The sequence below is a fragment of the Pseudomonas weihenstephanensis genome (assembly GCF_001043055.1).
Taxonomy (GTDB): Bacteria; Pseudomonadota; Gammaproteobacteria; order Pseudomonadales; family Pseudomonadaceae; genus Aquipseudomonas; species Aquipseudomonas weihenstephanensis.
Window position 1 is genome coordinate 59,215 of the sequence record NZ_JYLF01000006.1, and the last position, 17,793, is coordinate 77,007.

The following is a 17,793-nucleotide window of genomic DNA, read 5'->3' on the forward strand; positions in this document are numbered from 1 at the left end:
GTGTGTGCGTCGAACGTCAGGCGTTGCTCGCCACCGCCGACCGCGCGGTGCGCAACTGGTGGCTGTTGCCGCGAAACAATACTACCGTCGCAATCAGGCCCAATACCGCTGCACCGGTCAGCCACAGGCCAGGCGCTGCCTTGTTGTCCAGTGCGTGGATCAAGTAGGTGCACGCCGCCGGGGTAAAGCCGCCGAACGTCGCTGTAGCAAGGCTGTAAGCCAGCGAAAAGCCAGTGGTGCGGACTTCAATCGGCATGATTTCAGTCAGCGCAACAACCATCGCGCCGTTGTACGAGCCGTACAGGAACGACAGCCACAACTCGACAATCAGCAAATGGCTGAAGCTGGGGTTGGCCACCAGCCATGACAGTGCAGGATAGGCAGTCAGAATCGCCAGAATGGTTGCGCCCAACAGCAGGGGTTTGCGACCGATCTTGTCAGACAGGGCGCCCATGACCGGCAGCCAGAAAAAGTTCGACAGCCCGATGCACACGGTGACGAGCAGTGCTTGCAAGTCGGTGAGGTTCAGCTCTGCTTTACCGAAGGTCGGGGTGTAGGCCGTGATCAGGTAAAACGACACCGTGGTCATGACCACCAGTGCCATGCCGCCCACTACCAAGCCAAAGTTCTGGCTGATGGAGCGCACAATTTCACGCAGGGTAGGGTGATGTTTGCGCGCTTCAAACTCGGGGGTTTCTTCCATCGATTTACGAATGACGAAGATCACCGGCACGATCATGCAGCCAATCAGAAACGGAATTCGCCAGCCCCAATCGCCCATGTCTTGCGGGCTGAGCCAATGGTTAAGGCCCACACCCAACAGCCCGGCAAATACCACCGCTGCTTGCTGGCTCGCAGACTGCCAACTGACGAAAAAGCCCTTGCGGCCGGGTGTGGCAATTTCTGCCAAATACACCGATACGCCGCCTAGCTCCACACCCGCGGAAAAACCTTGCAGCAAGCGGCCCAGCAAAACCAGCAGCGGCGCCGCTACGCCCAAGGTGGCGTAGCCGGGTACGCAGGCAATCAGCACGGTGCCCATCGCCATCAGGGCCAGGGTGATGATCAACCCTTTACGGCGGCCGTGACGGTCAATATAAGCGCCGAGAAAGATCGCACCCAGTGGGCGCATTAGAAAGCCGGCACCAAAGGTGGCCAGCGCGAGCATCAAGGAGGCGAAAGCGCTATCGCTTGGGAAGAAGGTTTTGGCAATGGCCGTGGCGTAAAAACCAAAGACCATGAAGTCGAACATCTCTAAGAAGTTACCGCTGACAACGCGAAAAATCGCTTTGCCGTTACCTGCACTCGAGGCCATCAGAAATCACCCGCTGTTATCTATTCTTATGCGTAATCCATGTTTTTACTCGTCCGCACTGCCAGCTAGAGACCTTCGGGCCTACTGCAAACAGTTTTGTAACCATATGTGTAACTGAAAATGTAGGCAACAATTGTTGTAACTACCCAATGCTCAGGGCGTTTGTGCCATCAGCGTCTGGCGCAGCTTTTCTGGTAAGCCGTCGGGCGCGAGCCAAATACCGAGATAGACCTTTGCCAGTTCGGGGTCGGGGCTGTTGAAGATGACCTTGCCGTTGCGTTCCAGATTCAGACCGCGCGTCGGGTCGTAGTCCAGTGCATAACGATCACCGCGCTTGATGTCTGAAAAGCTCGCTTGCAGCTTTTTCAGCGGGCCGTCGATGGCGCTCAGGGTGGCCGCTGATTGTTGGCGTTTGAGGATGGCGGCTGATGCCTGGGTGATGTCGCTGTGAGCCAGGTCGCGCAAATAAAACAGCTCAAGACGCAGGTCGCGCTGCTGATCAAACGCCTGCTGCGCGCTGATATGGGGTGGCGTGAACAGGGCGGCGGCGTAAATGTCGGCCCATAGGTAGGTCAGCACGATCTGGCCTTTGCGCTGTAGCGTTTGAGCTCCGTCTTGCCATTGCACGGGGAAACTGGCGGCCTTGATCGGCAAGTTTTCATCGGCGAGGCTGGCGGTGCTGTACATCAACAACAGGGCAATCACTGTTCGGCGCATGAGGATGAACTCTGATCGATGCGTGCTGGGGGCGTGATCTCGTGGTTACTTGGCGCAGGTCACGCGTAGCGGTCGTTGAATCATTCGCTCGGATGCTTGTGGCATAGCACTTTGAGCGCGGGTGTGATGCAGCAGATACAAAAATAGCTTACGTCGAGACCAAGGGTTAATGTTCGCAGCGTTCAGGCTTCTATAGACTGTGCCCCACGTTTTGATCCTTCATGGCGCTGGCCGCGTCATGATTTAGCCGCAGGCGCCTAAAAATGCGCCGCGGCCCGTTCTGAGGAGTACGCATGGCTGTCTACAACTACGACGTAGTGGTACTGGGTTCTGGCCCGGCAGGAGAAGGTGCGGCAATGAACGCCGCAAAAGCAGGGCGCAAGGTGGCAATGGTTGACAGCCGGCGCCAGGTTGGCGGCAACTGCACGCACTTGGGCACTATCCCGTCCAAAGCCTTGCGTCACTCGGTTCGGCAGATCATGCAGTTCAACACCAACCCGATGTTTCGGGCCATTGGTGAGCCGCGCTGGTTTTCGTTCCCGGACGTGCTGAAAAGCGCTGAAAAAGTGATCTCCAAACAGGTGACGTCACGCACTGGCTACTATGCCCGCAACCGCGTTGATCTGTTCTTTGGCACCGGCAGCTTCACCGATGAGCAAACCATTGAAGTGGTGTGTGCCAACGGTGTGGTCGAAACGCTGATGGCCAAGCAGGTCATCATCGCCACCGGCTCGCGCCCTTATCGCCCGGCCGATATCGATTTCACCCACTCGCGTATCTACGATAGCGACACCATCCTTAGTCTGGGTCACACCCCGCGCAAGCTGATCGTTTATGGTGCTGGCGTGATTGGTTGTGAGTACGCCTCGATCTTCAGCGGTCTGGGGGTGCTGGTTGAGCTGGTGGATAACCGTGAGCAACTGCTCAGCTTCCTTGACTCCGAGATCTCGCAGGCGCTGAGCTATCACTTCAGCAACAACAACATCACCGTGCGTCACAACGAAGAGTACGAGCGCGTTGAAGGGGTTGAAAACGGTGTGATCCTGCACCTTAAGTCGGGCAAGAAGATCAAGGCCGATGCCTTGCTCTGGTGCAACGGCCGTACCGGCAACACCGATCAGTTGGGCTTGGAAAACATCGGCATCAAGGCCAATGGCCGTGGCCAGATCAGTGTCGATGAAAACTACCGCACCACGGTGCCGAACATCTTCGCCGCAGGTGATGTGATTGGCTGGCCAAGCCTGGCCAGTGCCGCGCACGACCAAGGTCGCTCGGCAGCGGGCAGCATCGTCGACAACGGCAGTTGGCGCTTCGTGAATGATGTGCCAACCGGCATTTACACCATTCCCGAGATCAGCTCGATCGGCAAGAACGAGCAAGAGCTGACTCAGGCCAAAGTGCCGTACGAAGTGGGCAAGGCGTTTTTCAAAGGCATGGCGCGTGCGCAGATTGCCGGTGAACCGCAAGGCATGCTGAAAATCCTGTTCCACCGCGAAACCCTGCAAGTGCTTGGCGTGCATTGCTTCGGCTATCAGGCATCGGAGATCGTGCACATCGGTCAGGCGATCATGAATCAGCCGGGTGAGCTCAATACCCTCAAGTATTTCGTCAACACCACGTTCAACTACCCGACCATGGCCGAAGCCTATCGGGTAGCCGCTTACGACGGCCTTAACCGGCTTTTTTGAGCGGCTCCGGCCGGTGGCCTGAGCCGGCCGGGGAGACCGATTTCAGCCATTCCCAAGGGTGGCAGTGGCCAAACCGGGAAAGTCTGTAATCAGGCTGTCTACGCCGAAATCAGCGAGTCTGCGCATCAGCGCAGGCTCGTTGACTGTCCATACCGACACATGCAAGCCCTGGCGCTGGGCTTTTTCCAGGCGCTCGGGGGTGCACAGCGTCCAGTTCAACGCGAGCATGTCGCAGCCATAGCTTTGTGCGACCTTCAGCGGATCAAGCCAAGCGTATTCGGCAACCAGCCCGCGGGATAAATCCGGCGTCAACTCGATGGCCGCCTTGAGCACTTCGCGCGAGCTTGAGGTGACGGTGACTTTGTCCATCAGGCCATGGCGCTGGGCCATTTCGCGAATCGCCAGCACCGTAGTGGCTGCGCGGGTACGCGAGGCGCTTTTAACTTCAAGCTGCCAATGCTCGAAGTTGCATTTTTCGAACAGCTCTTCAAGCCGTGGAATCGGGCATGGATGCACCCAGCCCGGGCCGCCTTTGCGTGCGTCGTAGGTCGCGAGATCGGCGGCCGTATGCTCGATCACCTTGCCGCGTCGGTCGGTGGTGCGCTTGAGGGTTGGGTCGTGGATGACCATCAACTCGCCATCTTTGGACAAGTGCAGGTCGAGTTCGCAGCGACGAACGCCGTGCTTGAGGCATTGCTCAAAGCTGGCAAGGGTGTTTTCGGGTGCTTCGCCTTTGGCGCCGCGATGGCCATAAATCAGGGTCACAATTGCTCCTTCCTACAAGTCGCAGCGTTGAGAGGTGTTTACTCTTCTTCGCCGGTTTCGTTTTGTTCGAGGGCCAGGCGGCGTGCCTGCGCTTGTTTTTGCAAAATGTAGCGCGCCAATAGCTGGCGTTGCGCATCGGTGATGGCTTCGAATTCCGTGCCGATTTCGTAATGGCCGTCGCGCGCGTCGCAGTGAGTGACTTTAGCCCGTAGCAGCAACCCTAGCGCTTGAGGCATGAGCACCATCTTGATCGAAAGATGGCTGCCCACCGGGCAGGCTTTGGCGTGGCGCAATTCGATGCCGCCTTCGGACAGCTTGACCGGTTGCAGTTCTCCGATTTTGCCCAGCACGGTTTGCGCAACGACCTGGCTGAGCAGGTCGATGCGTTTGTTCAGGGTTTTGAGGTAGCTGGAGATCGTACGGTCGCGCTCGCTGATCTGGCGCAGCAGGTGCTGGGCCTCGAATTCACTCAGGTGCAACTCGCTGAGTAAATTGAATAAAGGCGAAGCATCTTGCAACACTTCATCGCTCGCGGCTTCGGGGGCCGACAGCGGGGTTATTTCCAGTGCGATCACATCATCGATACGGTAGTATTCGCGGCGATCTGCTTCATCTAATGTCGACATGGCGAACCCATGGTGGCGGCTGTGGTCTGAGTGTAAAGCTGCTTATCAGGCCCCGCCACAAGGACGTCTTCTTTTCCCTCGAACAAGCCCCGACATGTTCAGACCTCTCTTCGTATTTATCGGCACGCGTTATACCCGTGCAAAGCGTCGCAATCATTTTGTGTCGTTCATTTCTCTGACTTCAATGATCGGACTCGCCCTCGGCGTGGTCGTGATGATCGTTGTGCTCTCGGTGATGAACGGCTTCGATCATGAGATGCGCACCCGCGTGCTGGGCATGGTGCCCCACGCGACCATCGTCGGTGATCAACCGATCAGCGACTGGCAATCATTGGCCGCTAAGGTCGAGCAGAACCCGAAGGTGGCGGCGGTTGCGCCGTACACCCAGATGCAGGGCCTGCTGACCCATGACGGCAATGTGCAAAAAGTGCTGCTCAATGCCATCGATCCCGCGCAAGAGCGCAAGGTGTCGATCATTGACCAGTTCATGTTGCACGGTCAGCTCGACGCCCTGACGCCCGGCAGTTTCGGCATTGTCATTGGCGACAAGGCCGCCAAAAAGCTCGGCGTGGCCATTGGCGACAAGCTGACGTTCGTGGCGCCGGAAGTCACGGTGACCCCGGCGGGCATGTTTCCGCGCATGAAGCGCTTCACCGTGCAGGGCATTTTTCATGTCGGCGCCGGTGAGATCGACGGCTATCTGGGTATCACCAACTTGCAGGATCTGGCGCGCTTGCAGCGCTGGAAGCCCGATCAGGTCCAGGGCTTGCGCCTCAAGTTCGACGATCTGTTCCAGGCCCCGCGTGCCGCATGGGACATCGCCCAGCAGTTGGGCGAAGACCGCTACTACGCCCGCGACTGGACCCGTACCCACGGCAATCTGTATCAAGCGATCCGCATGGAAAAAGCCATGATCGGTCTGCTGTTGCTGCTGATTGTGGCCGTGGCCGCGTTCAACATCATTTCCACGCTGGTGATGGTGGTGAATGACAAAAAGGGCGATATCGCGATTTTGCGCACATTAGGCGCCACTCCCGGCACGATCATGGCGATTTTCATGGTGCAGGGCACGGTGATTGGCGTGGTCGGCACGGCCATCGGCGCGGTGCTGGGCATGCTGGCGGCGCTCAATGTGAGCGCGGCGATTTCGGGCCTTGAAGGCCTGATCGGGCACAAGTTTCTCAACGCCGACGTGTACTTCATCGACTACTTGCCGTCGCAATTGCAGGCACAAGACGTGTTGATGGTGTGCGGTGCGGCATTGGTTCTGAGTTTCCTCGCGACCTTGTACCCGGCCTGGCGTGCTGCACGCACCCAGCCTGCGCAGGCGCTTCGTTATGAGTGAGTTGGGCATGAAAGAACAAGCAGTGTTGAGTTGCCGCGACCTGAGCAAGTCTTACGACGAAGGCCCGGAGTCGGTGGTGGTGTTGTCGGGCTTGCAGCTTGAACTGCACCCCGGCGAGCGCGTGGCCATTGTCGGTACATCGGGTTCGGGCAAAAGTACGTTGCTCAATATGCTCGGTGGCCTCGACACACCTTCCAGCGGCAGTGTCTGGTTGGCGGGTGAAGAACTGTCGGCGCTGGGCGAAAAGGCCCGTGGTCAGTTACGCAATCGTTCGTTGGGCTTTGTGTATCAATTTCACCATCTGTTGCCCGAGTTCACCGCGCTGGAAAACGTGTGCATGCCGCTGTTGATCGGCAAAACATCGATTCCCGAGGCGCGTGAGCGGGCGACAGCCCTGCTGACCCGCGTGGGCCTGGGCCACCGTCTGGAGCATAAACCGGCCGAACTCTCCGGTGGTGAGCGCCAACGCGTGGCCATCGCCCGTGCGCTGGTCAACAATCCGGGGCTGGTGATGCTCGACGAGCCGACGGGCAACCTCGATTCGCACACCGCGCAGGGCATTCAGGACCTGATGCTGGAACTCAGCACCTCTATGCGCACGGCATTTTTGGTGGTGACCCATGACATGAACCTGGCCCGCCAGATGGATCGCGTGTTGCACCTTCAAGAAGGTCGCTTGACCACGATTTAATCGGCCCCCACCCTGCGCCTTGACCGGCGTCGGGTCTTTTATTTTTATACGGTGCCCGCGAATGTTCAGACCGTTATCGATTTTTATCGGCACGCGCTATACCCGCGCCAAGCGCCGCAATCGTTTTGTGTCGTTTATTTCCATGACCTCGATGATCGGTCTCGCCTTGGGCGTTTTGGCCATGATCGTGGTGTTGTCGGTGATGAACGGCTTCCAGCGTGAAATGAGTAACCGCATCCTCGGCATGGTGCCGCACGCCACCATCGTAGGCGTAAAGCCGATCGATGACTGGCGGCCGGTGGCTGAAGCGGCGATGAAAAACCCTGAAGTGACGGCGGCGGTGCCGTTCACCGAAATGGAAGGGATGCTGTCCTACAAAGGCTCGATGCAGCCGATCCAGATCAGCGGTGTCGATCCGGCGCTCGAAGGTGAGGTGTCCATCGTGACCCGGCACATCGTGCAAGGTCGCCTGGAAGACCTTAAACCCGGTGAATATGGCGTGGTGCTCGGCGACATCACTGCGCGGCGCTTTCGTCTGGGGGTGGGCGACAAAATCACCTTGATCGTGCCCGAGGCCAGCACCGCACCGGGCGGCATTACCCCACGCTTGCAGCGCTTGAACGTGGTGGGCATCTTCAAGGTCGGCGCTGAGCTGGATGGCTCCATGGGCCTGATCCATGTCGCAGACGCCGCCGCCATGCAGCGCTGGGCGCCGAACCAGGTGCAAAGCGTGCGCCTGGCAGTCAAAGATTTGTACGCTGCGCCCAAAGTCTCGGCCGATGTGGCCGCAGGTCTGGGTGAGGGCTACCGGGCTGATGACTGGACCCACACCCAGGGCAGCCTGTTCAGCGCCATGAAAATGGAAAAAACCATGATTGGTTTGCTGCTGCTGATGATCGTTGCCGTGGCTGCGTTCAACATCATCGCCACGCTGATCATGGTGGTGAACGACAAGGGTGCCGACATCGCGATCCTGCGTACCATCGGCGCTACGCCGCGCCAGATCATGGCGATTTTCATGGTTCAGGGCACGGTGATTGGCATTGTCGGTACGTTGATCGGTGGCGTGCTGGGGGTGATTGCTGCGTTGAATGTCAGCGAGCTGGTGGGCTGGATGGAGCGCGTGTCAGGGCAGCACATCTTCAGTTCTGACGTGTACTTCGTCAGTAACCTGCCGTCTGAGCTGCAAGGCGGTGACGTGGCGCTGATCTGCACGGCGGGGTTTGTGTTGAGTTTTTTGGCGACGCTGTACCCGGCGTATCGGGCCGCCAAAATCCAGCCGGCGCATGCTTTGCGTTATTCCTGATACCTGAAGCGCAAAAGCCCCTCACCCTAACCCTCTCCCAGAGGGGGAGGCGACTAAAAGCAAAGGCAGGTCTGTGTTACCACGCGATTTGAAGCCCTCTCTCGGCAGGAGAAGGGGCTAAAGCAAAAGCAGGTCTGCGTTACAGCCTAGATCAGCTCCCTCTCCCGGAGGGAGAGGGTTGGGGTGAGGGCAGCTTTGCTGGCAGCTCTACCACAAACCGCGTCAATCCTTCCTGCGAATCACAGCGAATCTGCCCACCATGGGCGCGAATGATCGATTGGGTAATTGCCAGTCCCAACCCGGCATGTTCACTGCTGCCTTCGCGCCGCGCCGGGTCTGCCCGATAAAATCGGTCGAACAAGCGTGGCACCTGCTCAGCGGGGATGCCTGGCCCTGTATTTTCAATCGTGATGCTGACACTGGACGCTGATCCGCTGATCAATACCTTGATCGCGCCGCCCGCCGGTGTGTAGCGCAAAGCGTTATCCAGCAGGTTGGACAGGGCGCGACGCAGCATGCTGCGGTCGCCTGCTATTTGACCGTTGCCTGTGTGGCTCAACTGAATGTGCGAATCCTCGGCCAACAGCGCGTAGAACTCCAACAGCGCGTCAACTTCATGGGCCACGTCCAGCGGCTCGTGTTTGGGGGTGAGTAAGCCATGGTCCGCTTTGGCCAGATACAGCATGTCGTTGACCAGTTGCGCCATCCATTGCAGCTCTTCGAGGTTGCTGTGCAGCGCTTCGCGGTAGGCATCTCTGTCGCGCGGGCGGGTGAGGGTGACTTGGGTGTGTGTCAGCAAGTTTGAGAGCGGGGTGCGCAGTTCGTGGGCAATGTCGGCTGAAAAGGCCGAGAGCCGCTGAAATGAAGCGTCCAGTCGACTGAGCATGGCGTTGAAGGCATTGGCCAGTTCGGCCAGTTCGGCGGGCATCTGTGCTTGCGGTAGGCGTGCGTTGAGTGAGTCAGCCGAGACGCTGGCGGCAATCGCGCTCATGCGGCGCAAAGGGCGCAAGCCGCTACGGGCTGCCCAGGCGCCCAGAATCGCGGTGGCGAGCGCCGAGAGGCTGACGGTCATCCAGATCAGGCGTTGCATGCGCTGCAAGAAATGCTGGTGGTGGGTGATGTCCAGCAGCAAGGTCAGACGGGGTGCGCCGGGAGAGTCAGGCGCCGGGTTAAGGACGCGGTAATCGGTGCCACTGATTTGCAGGCTGACCAGCCCCGGTGTTGTCGGCAGTTCGGCAGGCAGTTGCGTTGAGCTGTCGAACCACACGTGGCCGTCGGGGCCGCGCACCCGAACGCTCAAGTCGGGTTGATGGCTGAGATCCTGCAACAACAGGGGCAGGCGTTGGGTGAATTGTTCCAGGGTGCTGGCGCCGTGCAGGGTACTGCGCAGCCCTGCCAGGCGGCTTTCCATCAGTTGCTGGTCCAGTTCTACGAAATGCACTTCGCTGGCGCGCCCGAACAGTACGCCAGCAAACAGTGAAACCACGGCTGTGCAGCCTGCAAACAGCAAGGCCAGACGGCTGCTCAGTGACAGGCGACGCATCAATCGGGACGCTCTTCAAGTACGTAGCCCATGCCGCGCACGGTGTGGATAAGCTTCTGTTCGTGGCTGTCGTCGATTTTCAGGCGCAGACGGCGAATAGCCACTTCGATGACATTGGTATCGCTGTCGAAATTCATGTCCCACACCTGTGAGGCAATCAACGATTTGGGCAGCACCTCGCCTTGACGCCTGAGCAGCAACTCCAGCAACGAAAACTCCTTGGCGGTGAGGTCGATGCGCTGGCCATTACGTTCGACGCGGCGACGGATCAGGTCCAGCCGCAAATCTGCCAGTTGCAGGCTGGTTTCCTGCGTCGTGCTGCTGCCGCGGCGCAACAGGCTGCGCACCCGCGCTAACAGTTCAGAGAAGGCGAACGGTTTGACCAGGTAATCATCGGCGCCCAGTTCAAGGCCATGTACGCGGTCTTCAACGGCGTCGCGCGCGGTCAAAAACAGCACCGGGATGTCCAGCCCCGCGCTGCGCACCGCTTGCAGGATTTGCCAGCCATCACGTCCAGGCAACATCACATCGAGGATCAGCAGCGAATAATCACCGGTCAGGGCCAGGTGCTGGCCGGTGATGCCATCGGTGGCGAGTTCGGTGCTAAAGCCTGCTTCACTTAGGCCCTGACGCAGGTATTGGCCGGTTTTGGGCTGGTCTTCGACAATCAGCAGTTTCATGGGCGACCCATCAGCAATTAACTTCAGCCTTATACAGTGGCCCTTAGGGTGCAGGGCTAAACTGACAAAGTTGTAATCTTACGGTCAGTTGGCTGCCAGCGCCGTGCTTTAAAGTCAGGCAACGTTTGAATAGTAGCTTTCAGGAGTTCGCATGACCCTACGAAATCGTTTAGCTCTCGCGGGTGGTTTACTGGTGCTGAGTGTTTCGGCTCTTGCCTCACCCGCTGGCACTTACACGTTTGGCCAGCCTGCGTCGGCGGCAAGTGCTACGCGCACGGTAGAAGTTGACATGACGGATATCGCCTTCACGCCCAAGGCCCTGCAAGTCAAGGCCGGTGAGACGGTGCGCTTTGTGCTGGTGAATAAAGGCCAATTGCTGCACGAATTCAACCTGGGCGATGCCGCGATGCATGCCGCGCACCAGAAAGAAATGCTCAAGATGCAGCAGAGCGCAGCAATGACGCCTACTGGCATGAGCCACGATGGGATGGATCACAGCGCGATGGGCATGGCCGGTATGAAACATGACGACCCGAACAGCGTGCTGGTCGAACCGGGTAAAACCGCTGAGCTGACGTGGACGTTCAGCCGGGCAGACAACCTTGAATTTGCCTGCAATATCCCCGGCCACTATCAGGCAGGCATGGTGGGCACGCTTAAAGTTGACCCTTAAATCGGGAAGTTCGTCTACGGGCGCTGAAAGCGGGGCGTAAACCCGATAGAATTGCCGGGTTTTTCTAGCCAGGTTTTTGTCATGCATCCCGCAGCCGAACATTCGCCGCTGGGCAAGTCCAGTGAATACATCAGTACCTACACCCCGTCCTTGCTGTTCCCGATCCCGCGTGCGGCGAAATGGGCAGAGCTGGGGCTAAGCGCCGAAACGTTGCCTTATGTCGGGGTCGATTATTGGACCTGCTTTGAGCTGTCGTGGCTGCTGCCCTCGGGCAAGCCGGTGGTGGCCATTGGTGAGTTCTGCTTTGCTGCCGACTCGCCCAATATCGTTGAGTCCAAATCGTTCAAGCTGTACCTGAACTCGTTGAACCAGAGCGTGTTTGCCGACACGCCAAGCCTTGTCGCCACGTTGCAGGCCGACTTGTCAGTCGCTTCTGGCAAACCGGTCAGCGTGCGAGTGCGCAGCCTGGATGACGTGCAGGCCGATGGCGTAGGTGTTTTGCCGGGTGTGTGCATTGATGATCTGGACATCACGGTCAGCGACTATGCGCAGCCGCGTCCTGAGCTGTTGGCGTGTGACGCTTCGCGGATTGTCGAAGAAAGCGTCTACAGCCACTTGCTCAAATCCAACTGCCCGGTCACGAGCCAGCCCGATTGGGGCACCGTGGTGGTCGAGTACCGTGGCGCGGCGCTGGACCCTGCCAGTTTGTTGGCGTACCTGGTGAGCTTTCGCCAGCACTCGGACTTCCATGAGCAATGTGTGGAGCGCATCTTTCTTGACCTGCAACGCCTGCTCAAGCCCGAAAAACTGACTGTGTACGCACGTTACGTGCGTCGCGGCGGGCTGGACATCAACCCGTACCGCTCAACCGAAACCGTGGCGTTCAAAAACGTGCGACTGGTGCGTCAGTAAAGGCAAAGCCCTCACCCTAACCCTCTGCGCAGGGTTAGGGTAAAGCGCCTCAACCGTTATTCAGCGCCTTGGCCTGCTCCAGCACGGCTTCAACATGCCCTGGCACTTTCACGCCGCGCCACGCGTGACGCAATACACCGTCCTTGTCGATCAAGAACGTGCTGCGATCCACGCCCAGGTACTCTTTGCCGTACAGCTTTTTCAGCTTGATCACCTCAAAAAGCTGGCACAGGGCTTCATCCTTGTCGCTCAGCAACTCGAACGGGAAACCGTGCTTGGCCTTGAAGTTCTCATGGGACTTGAGGCTGTCACGCGACACGCCAAACACCTCAGTGTTGGCGGCCTGAAACTGCGCGTAATGGTCGCGAAAGCCTTGGCCTTCGGTGGTGCAACCCGGCGTGCTGTCTTTTGGGTAGAAGTAAATCACCACCTGCTTGCCCTTGAGGTCCGACAGCGCGACGGTTTTGTCGCTGGTGGCCGGGATCTGGAAGTCGCTTACGGGTTGGTCAATTGCAACGGCCATGAGGTGGTTTCCTTACATTGGGTTCTGCGGACGCCACGGTTCGATCAGTGCGTCCAGGTTCAGCGCATCGGCGAAATCGAGGAACTGATCGCGCAACCAGCTGATTTGCACGCCTGCCGGCAGCGTCACGGTGAACGTGGCATTGAGCATGGTGCCGCCGGTTTGTGGGGCCTGGTAGGTGTCGCAGGTCAGGTTTTCGAGCTCGACGTTGTGGTCGATGAAGAACTGGCACAGCTCATTAATGATGTCAGGGCGGTAAGCCGAGCTGACATAGGCTACGTAGGGCAGAGCTTGCGGGCGGGTTTCCAGCGCGGCGCTGCGCACCACATTGACGGTGAAAGCGTGTTTTTTAGCCAGTGCTGGCAAGCCAGCCTCAAGGCGCGCCAGCGCATCCCAGCTACCTGTGACTTCCAGGACCAGTGCACTGCACTCGCCGTGGCGAGTCAGGCGTGAGGTCACGACGGCGCAGCGATTTTCATGGCTGGCACGGCACAGGACGTTAGTCAGCTCCATGGGGTTGGCGCCAAGGGCACTGATGACAAGGAATTGTTCGCGAACTGAGGGGGTGGACATTCAGCCTTCCTAAAACGATGAGTGGTCGGTACGTGCGGTGCAGGGGTGGCCTGGCCCGGGTAGTTGTGACTCGCCCAGTGTCCACAAAAGGCCGTCACCTACGGTTTGCACTGGCTGCAAACCACGCGTGGTGGCGCTTGGGCGGGGCTTTGGGCGCGTTACAAGGATCAGGGAAACAGGCTCATGCACACATCAGTACCCATCAAAGGCTGAAGGGTAGCGAAAAGCAGCGCGAAGGGGAATGCTCATCGGGCGCGCTGTTGCTTGTGCAAGGGTCAAGGCGCCAGTACCATTACGGCTCTCTTTTTCCGGCAGGAGCGGTTGCATGATTGCGGGCAGTATGGTGGCACTGGTCACACCTATGGATGCACAAGGTCGCCTGGATTGGGACGCTCTGAGCAAACTGGTGGACTTTCACCTGCAAGAGGGCACCAACGCCATTGTTGCCGTTGGCACTACAGGTGAATCGGCAACGCTGGATGTGAACGAACACATCGAAGTGATTCGTCACGTTGTCAAACAAGTCGCAGGACGTATTCCGGTGATCGCCGGTACGGGCGCCAACTCGACGCGTGAAGCGATCGAGCTGACCACGAACGCGAAGGCGGCCGGCGCTGATGCGTGCCTGCTGGTCACGCCGTATTACAACAAGCCGACCCAGGAAGGCTTGTATCAGCACTTCAAGACCATCGCTGAAGCGGTCGACATTCCACAGATCCTGTACAACGTGCCCGGCCGTACGGCGTGCGACATGTTGCCTGCCACGGTCGTGCGCCTGTCGACCGTGCCAAACATCATCGGTATCAAGGAAGCCACCGGCGACCTGCAACGCGCCAAGGACATCCTGGCCAGTGTCAGCAGCGACTTTCTGGTGTACTCGGGCGATGATGCCACCGCGGTTGAGCTGATCCTGCTCGGCGGCAAGGGCAACATCTCGGTCACCGCCAACGTTGCGCCGCGTGCCATGAGTGACCTGTGTGCGGCGGCAATGGCCGGCGACGCAGTCAAAGCCCGTGAAATCCACGAAAAGCTGATGCCGCTCAATAAAACCCTGTTTATCGAATCCAACCCTATCCCCGTGAAGTGGGCGCTGCATGAGATGGGCTTGATGCCGGACGGTATCCGTCTGCCGCTCACCTGGCTCAGCGAAGCCTGCCACGAACCGCTGCGTCAGGCCCTGCGCCAATGCGGCGTATTGGTTTAATTGAGGAAGCACTACGCATGAAGCGATTGGCCGGACTTTCCGCACTAGCCGTGATTATTTCAAGCACCAGCGGCTGCGGTTGGCTGTGGGGTCCAGAGGGTTACTTCCGGGACCGTGGCAGTGATTACCTGGAAGCGCAACAAACAGCGCCCATGCAGTTGCCGCCGGGTGTCCAGACTGACAAGCGCCTGGTGCCACTGTTGCCGATCCCGAGCAACGTGCCCAATGACAACATCAAGGGTGAGTTTGAAGTGCCACGCCCGCAACCTTTGGTGGCGACTTCCAGTGCCAGCGATTTCAGCCTGCAAAAAAGCGGCGACAGCCGTTGGCTGATGGCGCAGCGTGCGCCGTCCGAGGTGTGGCCTCTGGCATTGCAATTCTTCCAGGACAATGGCTTTCGCATTGACGAGCAGCGCCCGCAAACCGGCGAGTTCACGACGATCTGGCAGGGCGCGAGCGAGTTGTCTGCACCGATGGCGCGCCACTTGGGCAGCAGCGGTCTGGCCGCCGACAGCGAAACCCGTCTTCGGGTGCGCATCGAGCCAGGCGTGCAGCGCAACACCAGCGAAGTGTATGTGGTCAGTGCCAACCGTCCTGCGGGCAGCACGGCCAATGTCGACTTCACCAACCGCTCGGTTAACACCGGTCTGGACGCGGCACTGGTCGACGAAATGCTGATCAGCATGAGCCGCAGCGCGGACAAGGGCGGCACTGTGTCGCTGCTGGCGGCACGAGACTTCGATACCCCGACACGCGTCACCTTGAGCGAAGACGGCAGCGGCAACCCGGTGTTGACCCTCAACGAAGACCTGGACCGTGCCTGGTCCAGTGTTGGCCGCGCGCTTGAGCAAGGCGAATGGCGCGTTGAAGACATCAACCGCACCTTGGGCCTTTACTACATCAACCTGGCCGAAAAAGCCCAGAAGAAAGACGAGAAGCCTGGCTTCTTCGCCGGACTTTTTGGCAGCAAACCGGACAAGGAAGAAGTTGAAGCCCGAGCTCAGCGTTATCAGGTTCGCCTGAGCAAGGTTGGCGATGCGGTACAGGTGACGGTCGAAGAAAACATCAACACCGTTGCCTCGCCAGAAATGGCGCGCAAAGTGTTGGGCGTGATCCAAGACAACCTGGGCTGACCTTATGCGTTTTGCCGTTCTCGGCAGTGGTAGCCAAGGGAATGGCACGCTGATAGCCAGCGACAGCACGTATGTACTGGTCGATTGCGGTTTCTCCTTGCGAGAAACCGAGCGCCGTCTGGTTCGGTTGGGGGTTAGCCCACACCAACTGAGCGCGATTCTGGTAACCCACGAACATGCCGATCACGTGCATGGCGTGGGTTTACTGTCTCGGCGTTACAATTTGCCGGTGTACATGAGCCGTGGCACCCAGCGCGGGATGCGCAAACCGCTTGAGCCTGCAGGCTTCGTGGCAGGCGGCGAGATGCTGCAGATAGGCGCGTTGAGCATCAGCGTCACCCGGGTTGCGCATGATGCCCAAGAACCCACGCAATACGTCTTCAGTGATGGTCAGCGACGCTTTGGCTTGTTGACTGATCTGGGGTCGTACTGTGACGGGGTACTGGACAGTTACCGTGGTCTGGATGCGTTGATGATCGAAGCCAACCATTGTCGCGACATGCTTGCCCGTGGTCACTACCCGTATTTTTTAAAACAGCGGGTAGGCGGCCAGGAAGGACATTTGAACAACCATCAGGCTGCAAGCCTGGTGGCCGAGCTGGGCTGGCAAGACCTGCAACACTTGGTACTGGCTCACCTCAGCAGCAAGAACAACCTGCCGCAGCTGGCCCGGCAATGTTTTGTCGACACCCTGGGGTGCGACCCGGACTGGCTGCAATTGGCCGATCAAGATTCAGGGCTCGACTGGCGCACAATCGCCTAGCCCACCTACTTAGCATGCGGAGCCCATCATGGAAAAACGTGAAGAACTCTATCGCGGTAAAGCGAAATCGGTTTACAAGACCGATGACGAAAACCGCCTGATCCTGCTGTTTCGCAACGACACCTCGGCGTTCGACGGCAAGCGTATTGAGCAGCTTGATCGCAAAGGTATGGTGAACAACAAGTTCAACGCCTTCATCATGCGCAAACTCGAAGAAGCCGGCGTACCGACTCAATTCGACAAACTGCTGGGCGACAACGAATGCCTGGTCAAAAAACTCGACATGATCCCCGTCGAGTGCGTTGTGCGTAACTACGCGGCAGGTAGCCTGGTCAAGCGCCTGGGCGTGGAAGAGGGCATGAAGCTCAACCCCTACACCTTCGAACTGTTCCTTAAAGACGACGCCAAGGGCGACCCGTTCATCAACGAATCCCACGTCGTGGCGTTTGGTTGGGGCACGGCCGAGCAACTGGTTCGCATGAAAGAACTCTCGCTCAAGGTTAACGACGTACTTAACAAGCTGTTCGATGAGGCTGGCCTGATGCTGGTCGACTTCAAACTGGAGTTTGGTGTTTTCCACGATGGTTCCATCGTGCTGGGCGACGAATTCAGCCCGGACGGCTGCCGCCTGTGGGACAAGGCCACCGGCAAGAAAATGGACAAAGACCGCTTCCGCCAGGGTCTGGGCGGCGTGATCGAAGCTTACGAAGAAGTTGCACAGCGTCTGGGTGTACCGCTTTAAACCGTAAAAAACGCGCAAGCATCTGATAGCACGCAGTTTTTTTGAAAAATAAGGTTTGCCTAAATCAAAACAACTGTTATGATGCGCGCCGTTGGAGAGATGCCAGAGTGGCCGAATGGGACGGATTCGAAATCCGTTGTACTGGCGACAGTACCTAGGGTTCGAATCCCTATCTCTCCGCCATTATTGAATACGACTAAGCCCCTGAAATGGTTAAACATTTCAGGGGCTTTTTCGTTTGGGGGCAATTTGGGGGAGTGGGGGAGCGTGATATTCCCCCAGGGATTCGATTTGATCCCCTAAATGGCCTATTACGAAAAACGCGGTGATGCTTGGCGAGCCCAGATTCGCCGCAAAGGATACCCAGCACTTTCAGCGACCTTTGATACCAAGGCAGAAGCCCAGCGGTGGGCTGCCGAAGTGGAAGGCGACATGTCGCGTGCCCGTATTGTGGATATACGAGAAGCTGAGAGCACAACGCTCAAGGACGCTTTAACGCGATATCAGAACGACAGGGACAAGGTTCTATTTCACCGTACCTGAACCCCACAATGTTTCTAAGCTCAAGGCCTCAGTCGTTTGTATCGGCTGTCG

The 17,793-nt window shown here is 58.4% G+C and carries 18 protein-coding genes, 1 tRNA gene and 1 pseudogene; 12 read left to right on the forward strand and 8 right to left on the reverse strand.

What is annotated here, in order from left to right:
• Nucleotides 1-16 precede the first annotated feature (16 nt).
• The gene (gene tcuC / locus TU86_RS15285; RefSeq protein ID WP_048365170.1) at nt 17-1,315 is read right to left on the reverse strand and encodes an MFS transporter; all 1,299 of its coding nucleotides are present in this window, start codon (nt 1,313-1,315) and stop codon (nt 17-19) included.
• 153 nt (nt 1,316-1,468) lie between these two features.
• The gene (locus TU86_RS15290; protein WP_048365171.1) at nt 1,469-2,032 is read right to left on the reverse strand and encodes a chalcone isomerase family protein; all 564 of its coding nucleotides are present in this window, start codon (nt 2,030-2,032) and stop codon (nt 1,469-1,471) included.
• Between the two features lie 293 nt (nt 2,033-2,325).
• Here TU86_RS15290 and sthA point away from each other — a divergent pair, with 293 nt between their 5' ends.
• On the forward strand, nt 2,326-3,720 hold the full coding sequence (gene sthA, locus TU86_RS15295) for a Si-specific NAD(P)(+) transhydrogenase (protein WP_048365172.1): 1,395 nt from the start codon (nt 2,326-2,328) through the stop codon (nt 3,718-3,720).
• 42 nt (nt 3,721-3,762) lie between these two features.
• On the opposite strand, the gene TU86_RS15300 is transcribed toward sthA, so the two are convergent.
• Nucleotides 3,763-4,485 (reverse strand): glycerophosphodiester phosphodiesterase, encoded by a 723-nt coding sequence (locus tag TU86_RS15300; protein WP_048365173.1) that lies wholly within the window; start codon nt 4,483-4,485, stop codon nt 3,763-3,765.
• A 38-nt stretch (nt 4,486-4,523) separates the two neighbouring features.
• On the reverse strand, nt 4,524-5,111 hold the full coding sequence (locus TU86_RS15305; protein ID WP_048365174.1) for a PilZ domain-containing protein: 588 nt from the start codon (nt 5,109-5,111) through the stop codon (nt 4,524-4,526).
• 94 nt (nt 5,112-5,205) lie between these two features.
• Here TU86_RS15305 and TU86_RS15310 point away from each other — a divergent pair, with 94 nt between their 5' ends.
• From TU86_RS15310 to TU86_RS15320, 3 genes are all read left to right on the forward strand, one after another.
• Complete coding sequence (locus TU86_RS15310) at nt 5,206-6,456, forward strand: lipoprotein-releasing ABC transporter permease subunit (RefSeq protein WP_048365175.1); 1,251 nt, start codon at nt 5,206-5,208, stop codon at nt 6,454-6,456.
• A 7-nt stretch (nt 6,457-6,463) separates the two neighbouring features.
• Nucleotides 6,464-7,147: a lipoprotein-releasing ABC transporter ATP-binding protein LolD gene (gene lolD / locus TU86_RS15315; protein WP_162207807.1), complete on the forward strand. Its 684-nt coding sequence runs from the start codon at nt 6,464-6,466 to the stop codon at nt 7,145-7,147.
• A gap of 61 nt (nt 7,148-7,208) precedes the next feature.
• Nucleotides 7,209-8,453 (forward strand): lipoprotein-releasing ABC transporter permease subunit, encoded by a 1,245-nt coding sequence (locus tag TU86_RS15320; RefSeq protein ID WP_048365177.1) that lies wholly within the window; start codon nt 7,209-7,211, stop codon nt 8,451-8,453.
• 151 nt (nt 8,454-8,604) lie between these two features.
• On the opposite strand, the gene TU86_RS15325 is transcribed toward TU86_RS15320, so the two are convergent.
• Both TU86_RS15325 and TU86_RS15330 read right to left on the reverse strand, forming a co-directional pair.
• Complete coding sequence (locus TU86_RS15325; protein ID WP_048365178.1) at nt 8,605-9,996, reverse strand: heavy metal sensor histidine kinase; 1,392 nt, start codon at nt 9,994-9,996, stop codon at nt 8,605-8,607.
• Nucleotides 9,996-10,676 carry a heavy metal response regulator transcription factor gene (locus TU86_RS15330; protein WP_048365179.1) on the reverse strand — a complete coding sequence of 227 codons (681 nt, stop codon included), beginning with the start codon at nt 10,674-10,676 and terminating at the stop codon, nt 9,996-9,998. Before TU86_RS15330 ends, TU86_RS15325 begins: the two co-directional genes overlap by 1 nt.
• A 151-nt stretch (nt 10,677-10,827) precedes the next feature.
• On the opposite strand from TU86_RS15330, the gene copI reads away from it, so the two are divergent.
• Together copI and queF are read left to right on the forward strand one after the other, a co-directional pair.
• Nucleotides 10,828-11,349 (forward strand): copper-resistant cuproprotein CopI, encoded by a 522-nt coding sequence (copI, locus tag TU86_RS15335; RefSeq protein WP_048365180.1) that lies wholly within the window; start codon nt 10,828-10,830, stop codon nt 11,347-11,349.
• 81 nt (nt 11,350-11,430) lie between these two features.
• Nucleotides 11,431-12,261 carry an NADPH-dependent 7-cyano-7-deazaguanine reductase QueF gene (queF, locus tag TU86_RS15340; protein ID WP_048365181.1) on the forward strand — a complete coding sequence of 277 codons (831 nt, stop codon included), beginning with the start codon at nt 11,431-11,433 and terminating at the stop codon, nt 12,259-12,261.
• Nucleotides 12,262-12,310: 49 nt separating this feature from the next.
• On the opposite strand, the gene TU86_RS15345 is transcribed toward queF, so the two are convergent.
• Together TU86_RS15345 and TU86_RS15350 are read right to left on the reverse strand one after the other, a co-directional pair.
• A complete protein-coding gene (locus tag TU86_RS15345; protein WP_048365182.1) occupies nt 12,311-12,784 on the reverse strand; it encodes a peroxiredoxin in 474 nt (157 codons plus the stop codon).
• Nucleotides 12,785-12,796: 12 nt separating this feature from the next.
• On the reverse strand, nt 12,797-13,357 hold the full coding sequence (locus TU86_RS15350; protein WP_048365183.1) for a glycine cleavage system transcriptional repressor: 561 nt from the start codon (nt 13,355-13,357) through the stop codon (nt 12,797-12,799).
• A gap of 325 nt (nt 13,358-13,682) precedes the next feature.
• Here TU86_RS15350 and dapA point away from each other — a divergent pair, with 325 nt between their 5' ends.
• From dapA to TU86_RS15380, 6 genes and pseudogenes are all read left to right on the forward strand, one after another.
• Nucleotides 13,683-14,561 (forward strand): 4-hydroxy-tetrahydrodipicolinate synthase, encoded by an 879-nt coding sequence (gene dapA, locus TU86_RS15355; protein WP_048365184.1) that lies wholly within the window; start codon nt 13,683-13,685, stop codon nt 14,559-14,561.
• Nucleotides 14,562-14,578: 17 nt separating this feature from the next.
• On the forward strand, nt 14,579-15,694 hold the full coding sequence (bamC, locus tag TU86_RS15360; RefSeq protein WP_048365185.1) for an outer membrane protein assembly factor BamC: 1,116 nt from the start codon (nt 14,579-14,581) through the stop codon (nt 15,692-15,694).
• 4 nt (nt 15,695-15,698) lie between these two features.
• Entirely contained in the window at nt 15,699-16,457 is a 759-nt protein-coding gene (locus tag TU86_RS15365) for an MBL fold metallo-hydrolase (protein WP_048365186.1), read from the forward strand.
• 28 nt (nt 16,458-16,485) lie between these two features.
• On the forward strand, nt 16,486-17,199 hold the full coding sequence (gene purC, locus TU86_RS15370; protein ID WP_048365187.1) for a phosphoribosylaminoimidazolesuccinocarboxamide synthase: 714 nt from the start codon (nt 16,486-16,488) through the stop codon (nt 17,197-17,199).
• A gap of 93 nt (nt 17,200-17,292) precedes the next feature.
• Nucleotides 17,293-17,382, forward strand: a tRNA-Ser gene (locus tag TU86_RS15375).
• Nucleotides 17,383-17,502: 120 nt separating this feature from the next.
• A pseudogene (locus TU86_RS15380) lies at nt 17,503-17,712 on the forward strand (site-specific integrase); the annotation flags it as partial.
• Between the last annotated feature and the right edge of the window lie 81 nt (nt 17,713-17,793).

Excerpts from the sequence above, each read along its gene's own strand:
- TU86_RS15325 (WP_048365178.1), bottom strand. The coding sequence starts at position 9,996 with ATGCGTCGCCTGTCACTGAGCAGCCGTCTGGCCTTGCTGTTTGCAGGC.
- queF (WP_048365181.1), top strand. The coding sequence starts at position 11,431 with ATGCATCCCGCAGCCGAACATTCGCCGCTGGGCAAGTCCAGTGAATAC.
- copI (WP_048365180.1), top strand. The coding sequence starts at position 10,828 with ATGACCCTACGAAATCGTTTAGCTCTCGCGGGTGGTTTACTGGTGCTG.
- TU86_RS15310 (WP_048365175.1), top strand. The coding sequence starts at position 5,206 with ATGTTCAGACCTCTCTTCGTATTTATCGGCACGCGTTATACCCGTGCA.
- TU86_RS15330 (WP_048365179.1), bottom strand. The coding sequence starts at position 10,676 with ATGAAACTGCTGATTGTCGAAGACCAGCCCAAAACCGGCCAATACCTG.
- TU86_RS15350 (WP_048365183.1), bottom strand. The coding sequence starts at position 13,357 with ATGTCCACCCCCTCAGTTCGCGAACAATTCCTTGTCATCAGTGCCCTT.
- TU86_RS15320 (WP_048365177.1), top strand. The coding sequence starts at position 7,209 with ATGTTCAGACCGTTATCGATTTTTATCGGCACGCGCTATACCCGCGCC.
- TU86_RS15345 (WP_048365182.1), bottom strand. The coding sequence starts at position 12,784 with ATGGCCGTTGCAATTGACCAACCCGTAAGCGACTTCCAGATCCCGGCC.
- TU86_RS15290 (WP_048365171.1), bottom strand. The coding sequence starts at position 2,032 with ATGCGCCGAACAGTGATTGCCCTGTTGTTGATGTACAGCACCGCCAGC.
- sthA (WP_048365172.1), top strand. The coding sequence starts at position 2,326 with ATGGCTGTCTACAACTACGACGTAGTGGTACTGGGTTCTGGCCCGGCA.
- bamC (WP_048365185.1), top strand. The coding sequence starts at position 14,579 with ATGAAGCGATTGGCCGGACTTTCCGCACTAGCCGTGATTATTTCAAGC.
- purC (WP_048365187.1), top strand. The coding sequence starts at position 16,486 with ATGGAAAAACGTGAAGAACTCTATCGCGGTAAAGCGAAATCGGTTTAC.
- TU86_RS15365 (WP_048365186.1), top strand. The coding sequence starts at position 15,699 with ATGCGTTTTGCCGTTCTCGGCAGTGGTAGCCAAGGGAATGGCACGCTG.
- TU86_RS15305 (WP_048365174.1), bottom strand. The coding sequence starts at position 5,111 with ATGTCGACATTAGATGAAGCAGATCGCCGCGAATACTACCGTATCGAT.
- lolD (WP_162207807.1), top strand. The coding sequence starts at position 6,464 with ATGAAAGAACAAGCAGTGTTGAGTTGCCGCGACCTGAGCAAGTCTTAC.
- tcuC (WP_048365170.1), bottom strand. The coding sequence starts at position 1,315 with ATGGCCTCGAGTGCAGGTAACGGCAAAGCGATTTTTCGCGTTGTCAGC.
- dapA (WP_048365184.1), top strand. The coding sequence starts at position 13,683 with ATGATTGCGGGCAGTATGGTGGCACTGGTCACACCTATGGATGCACAA.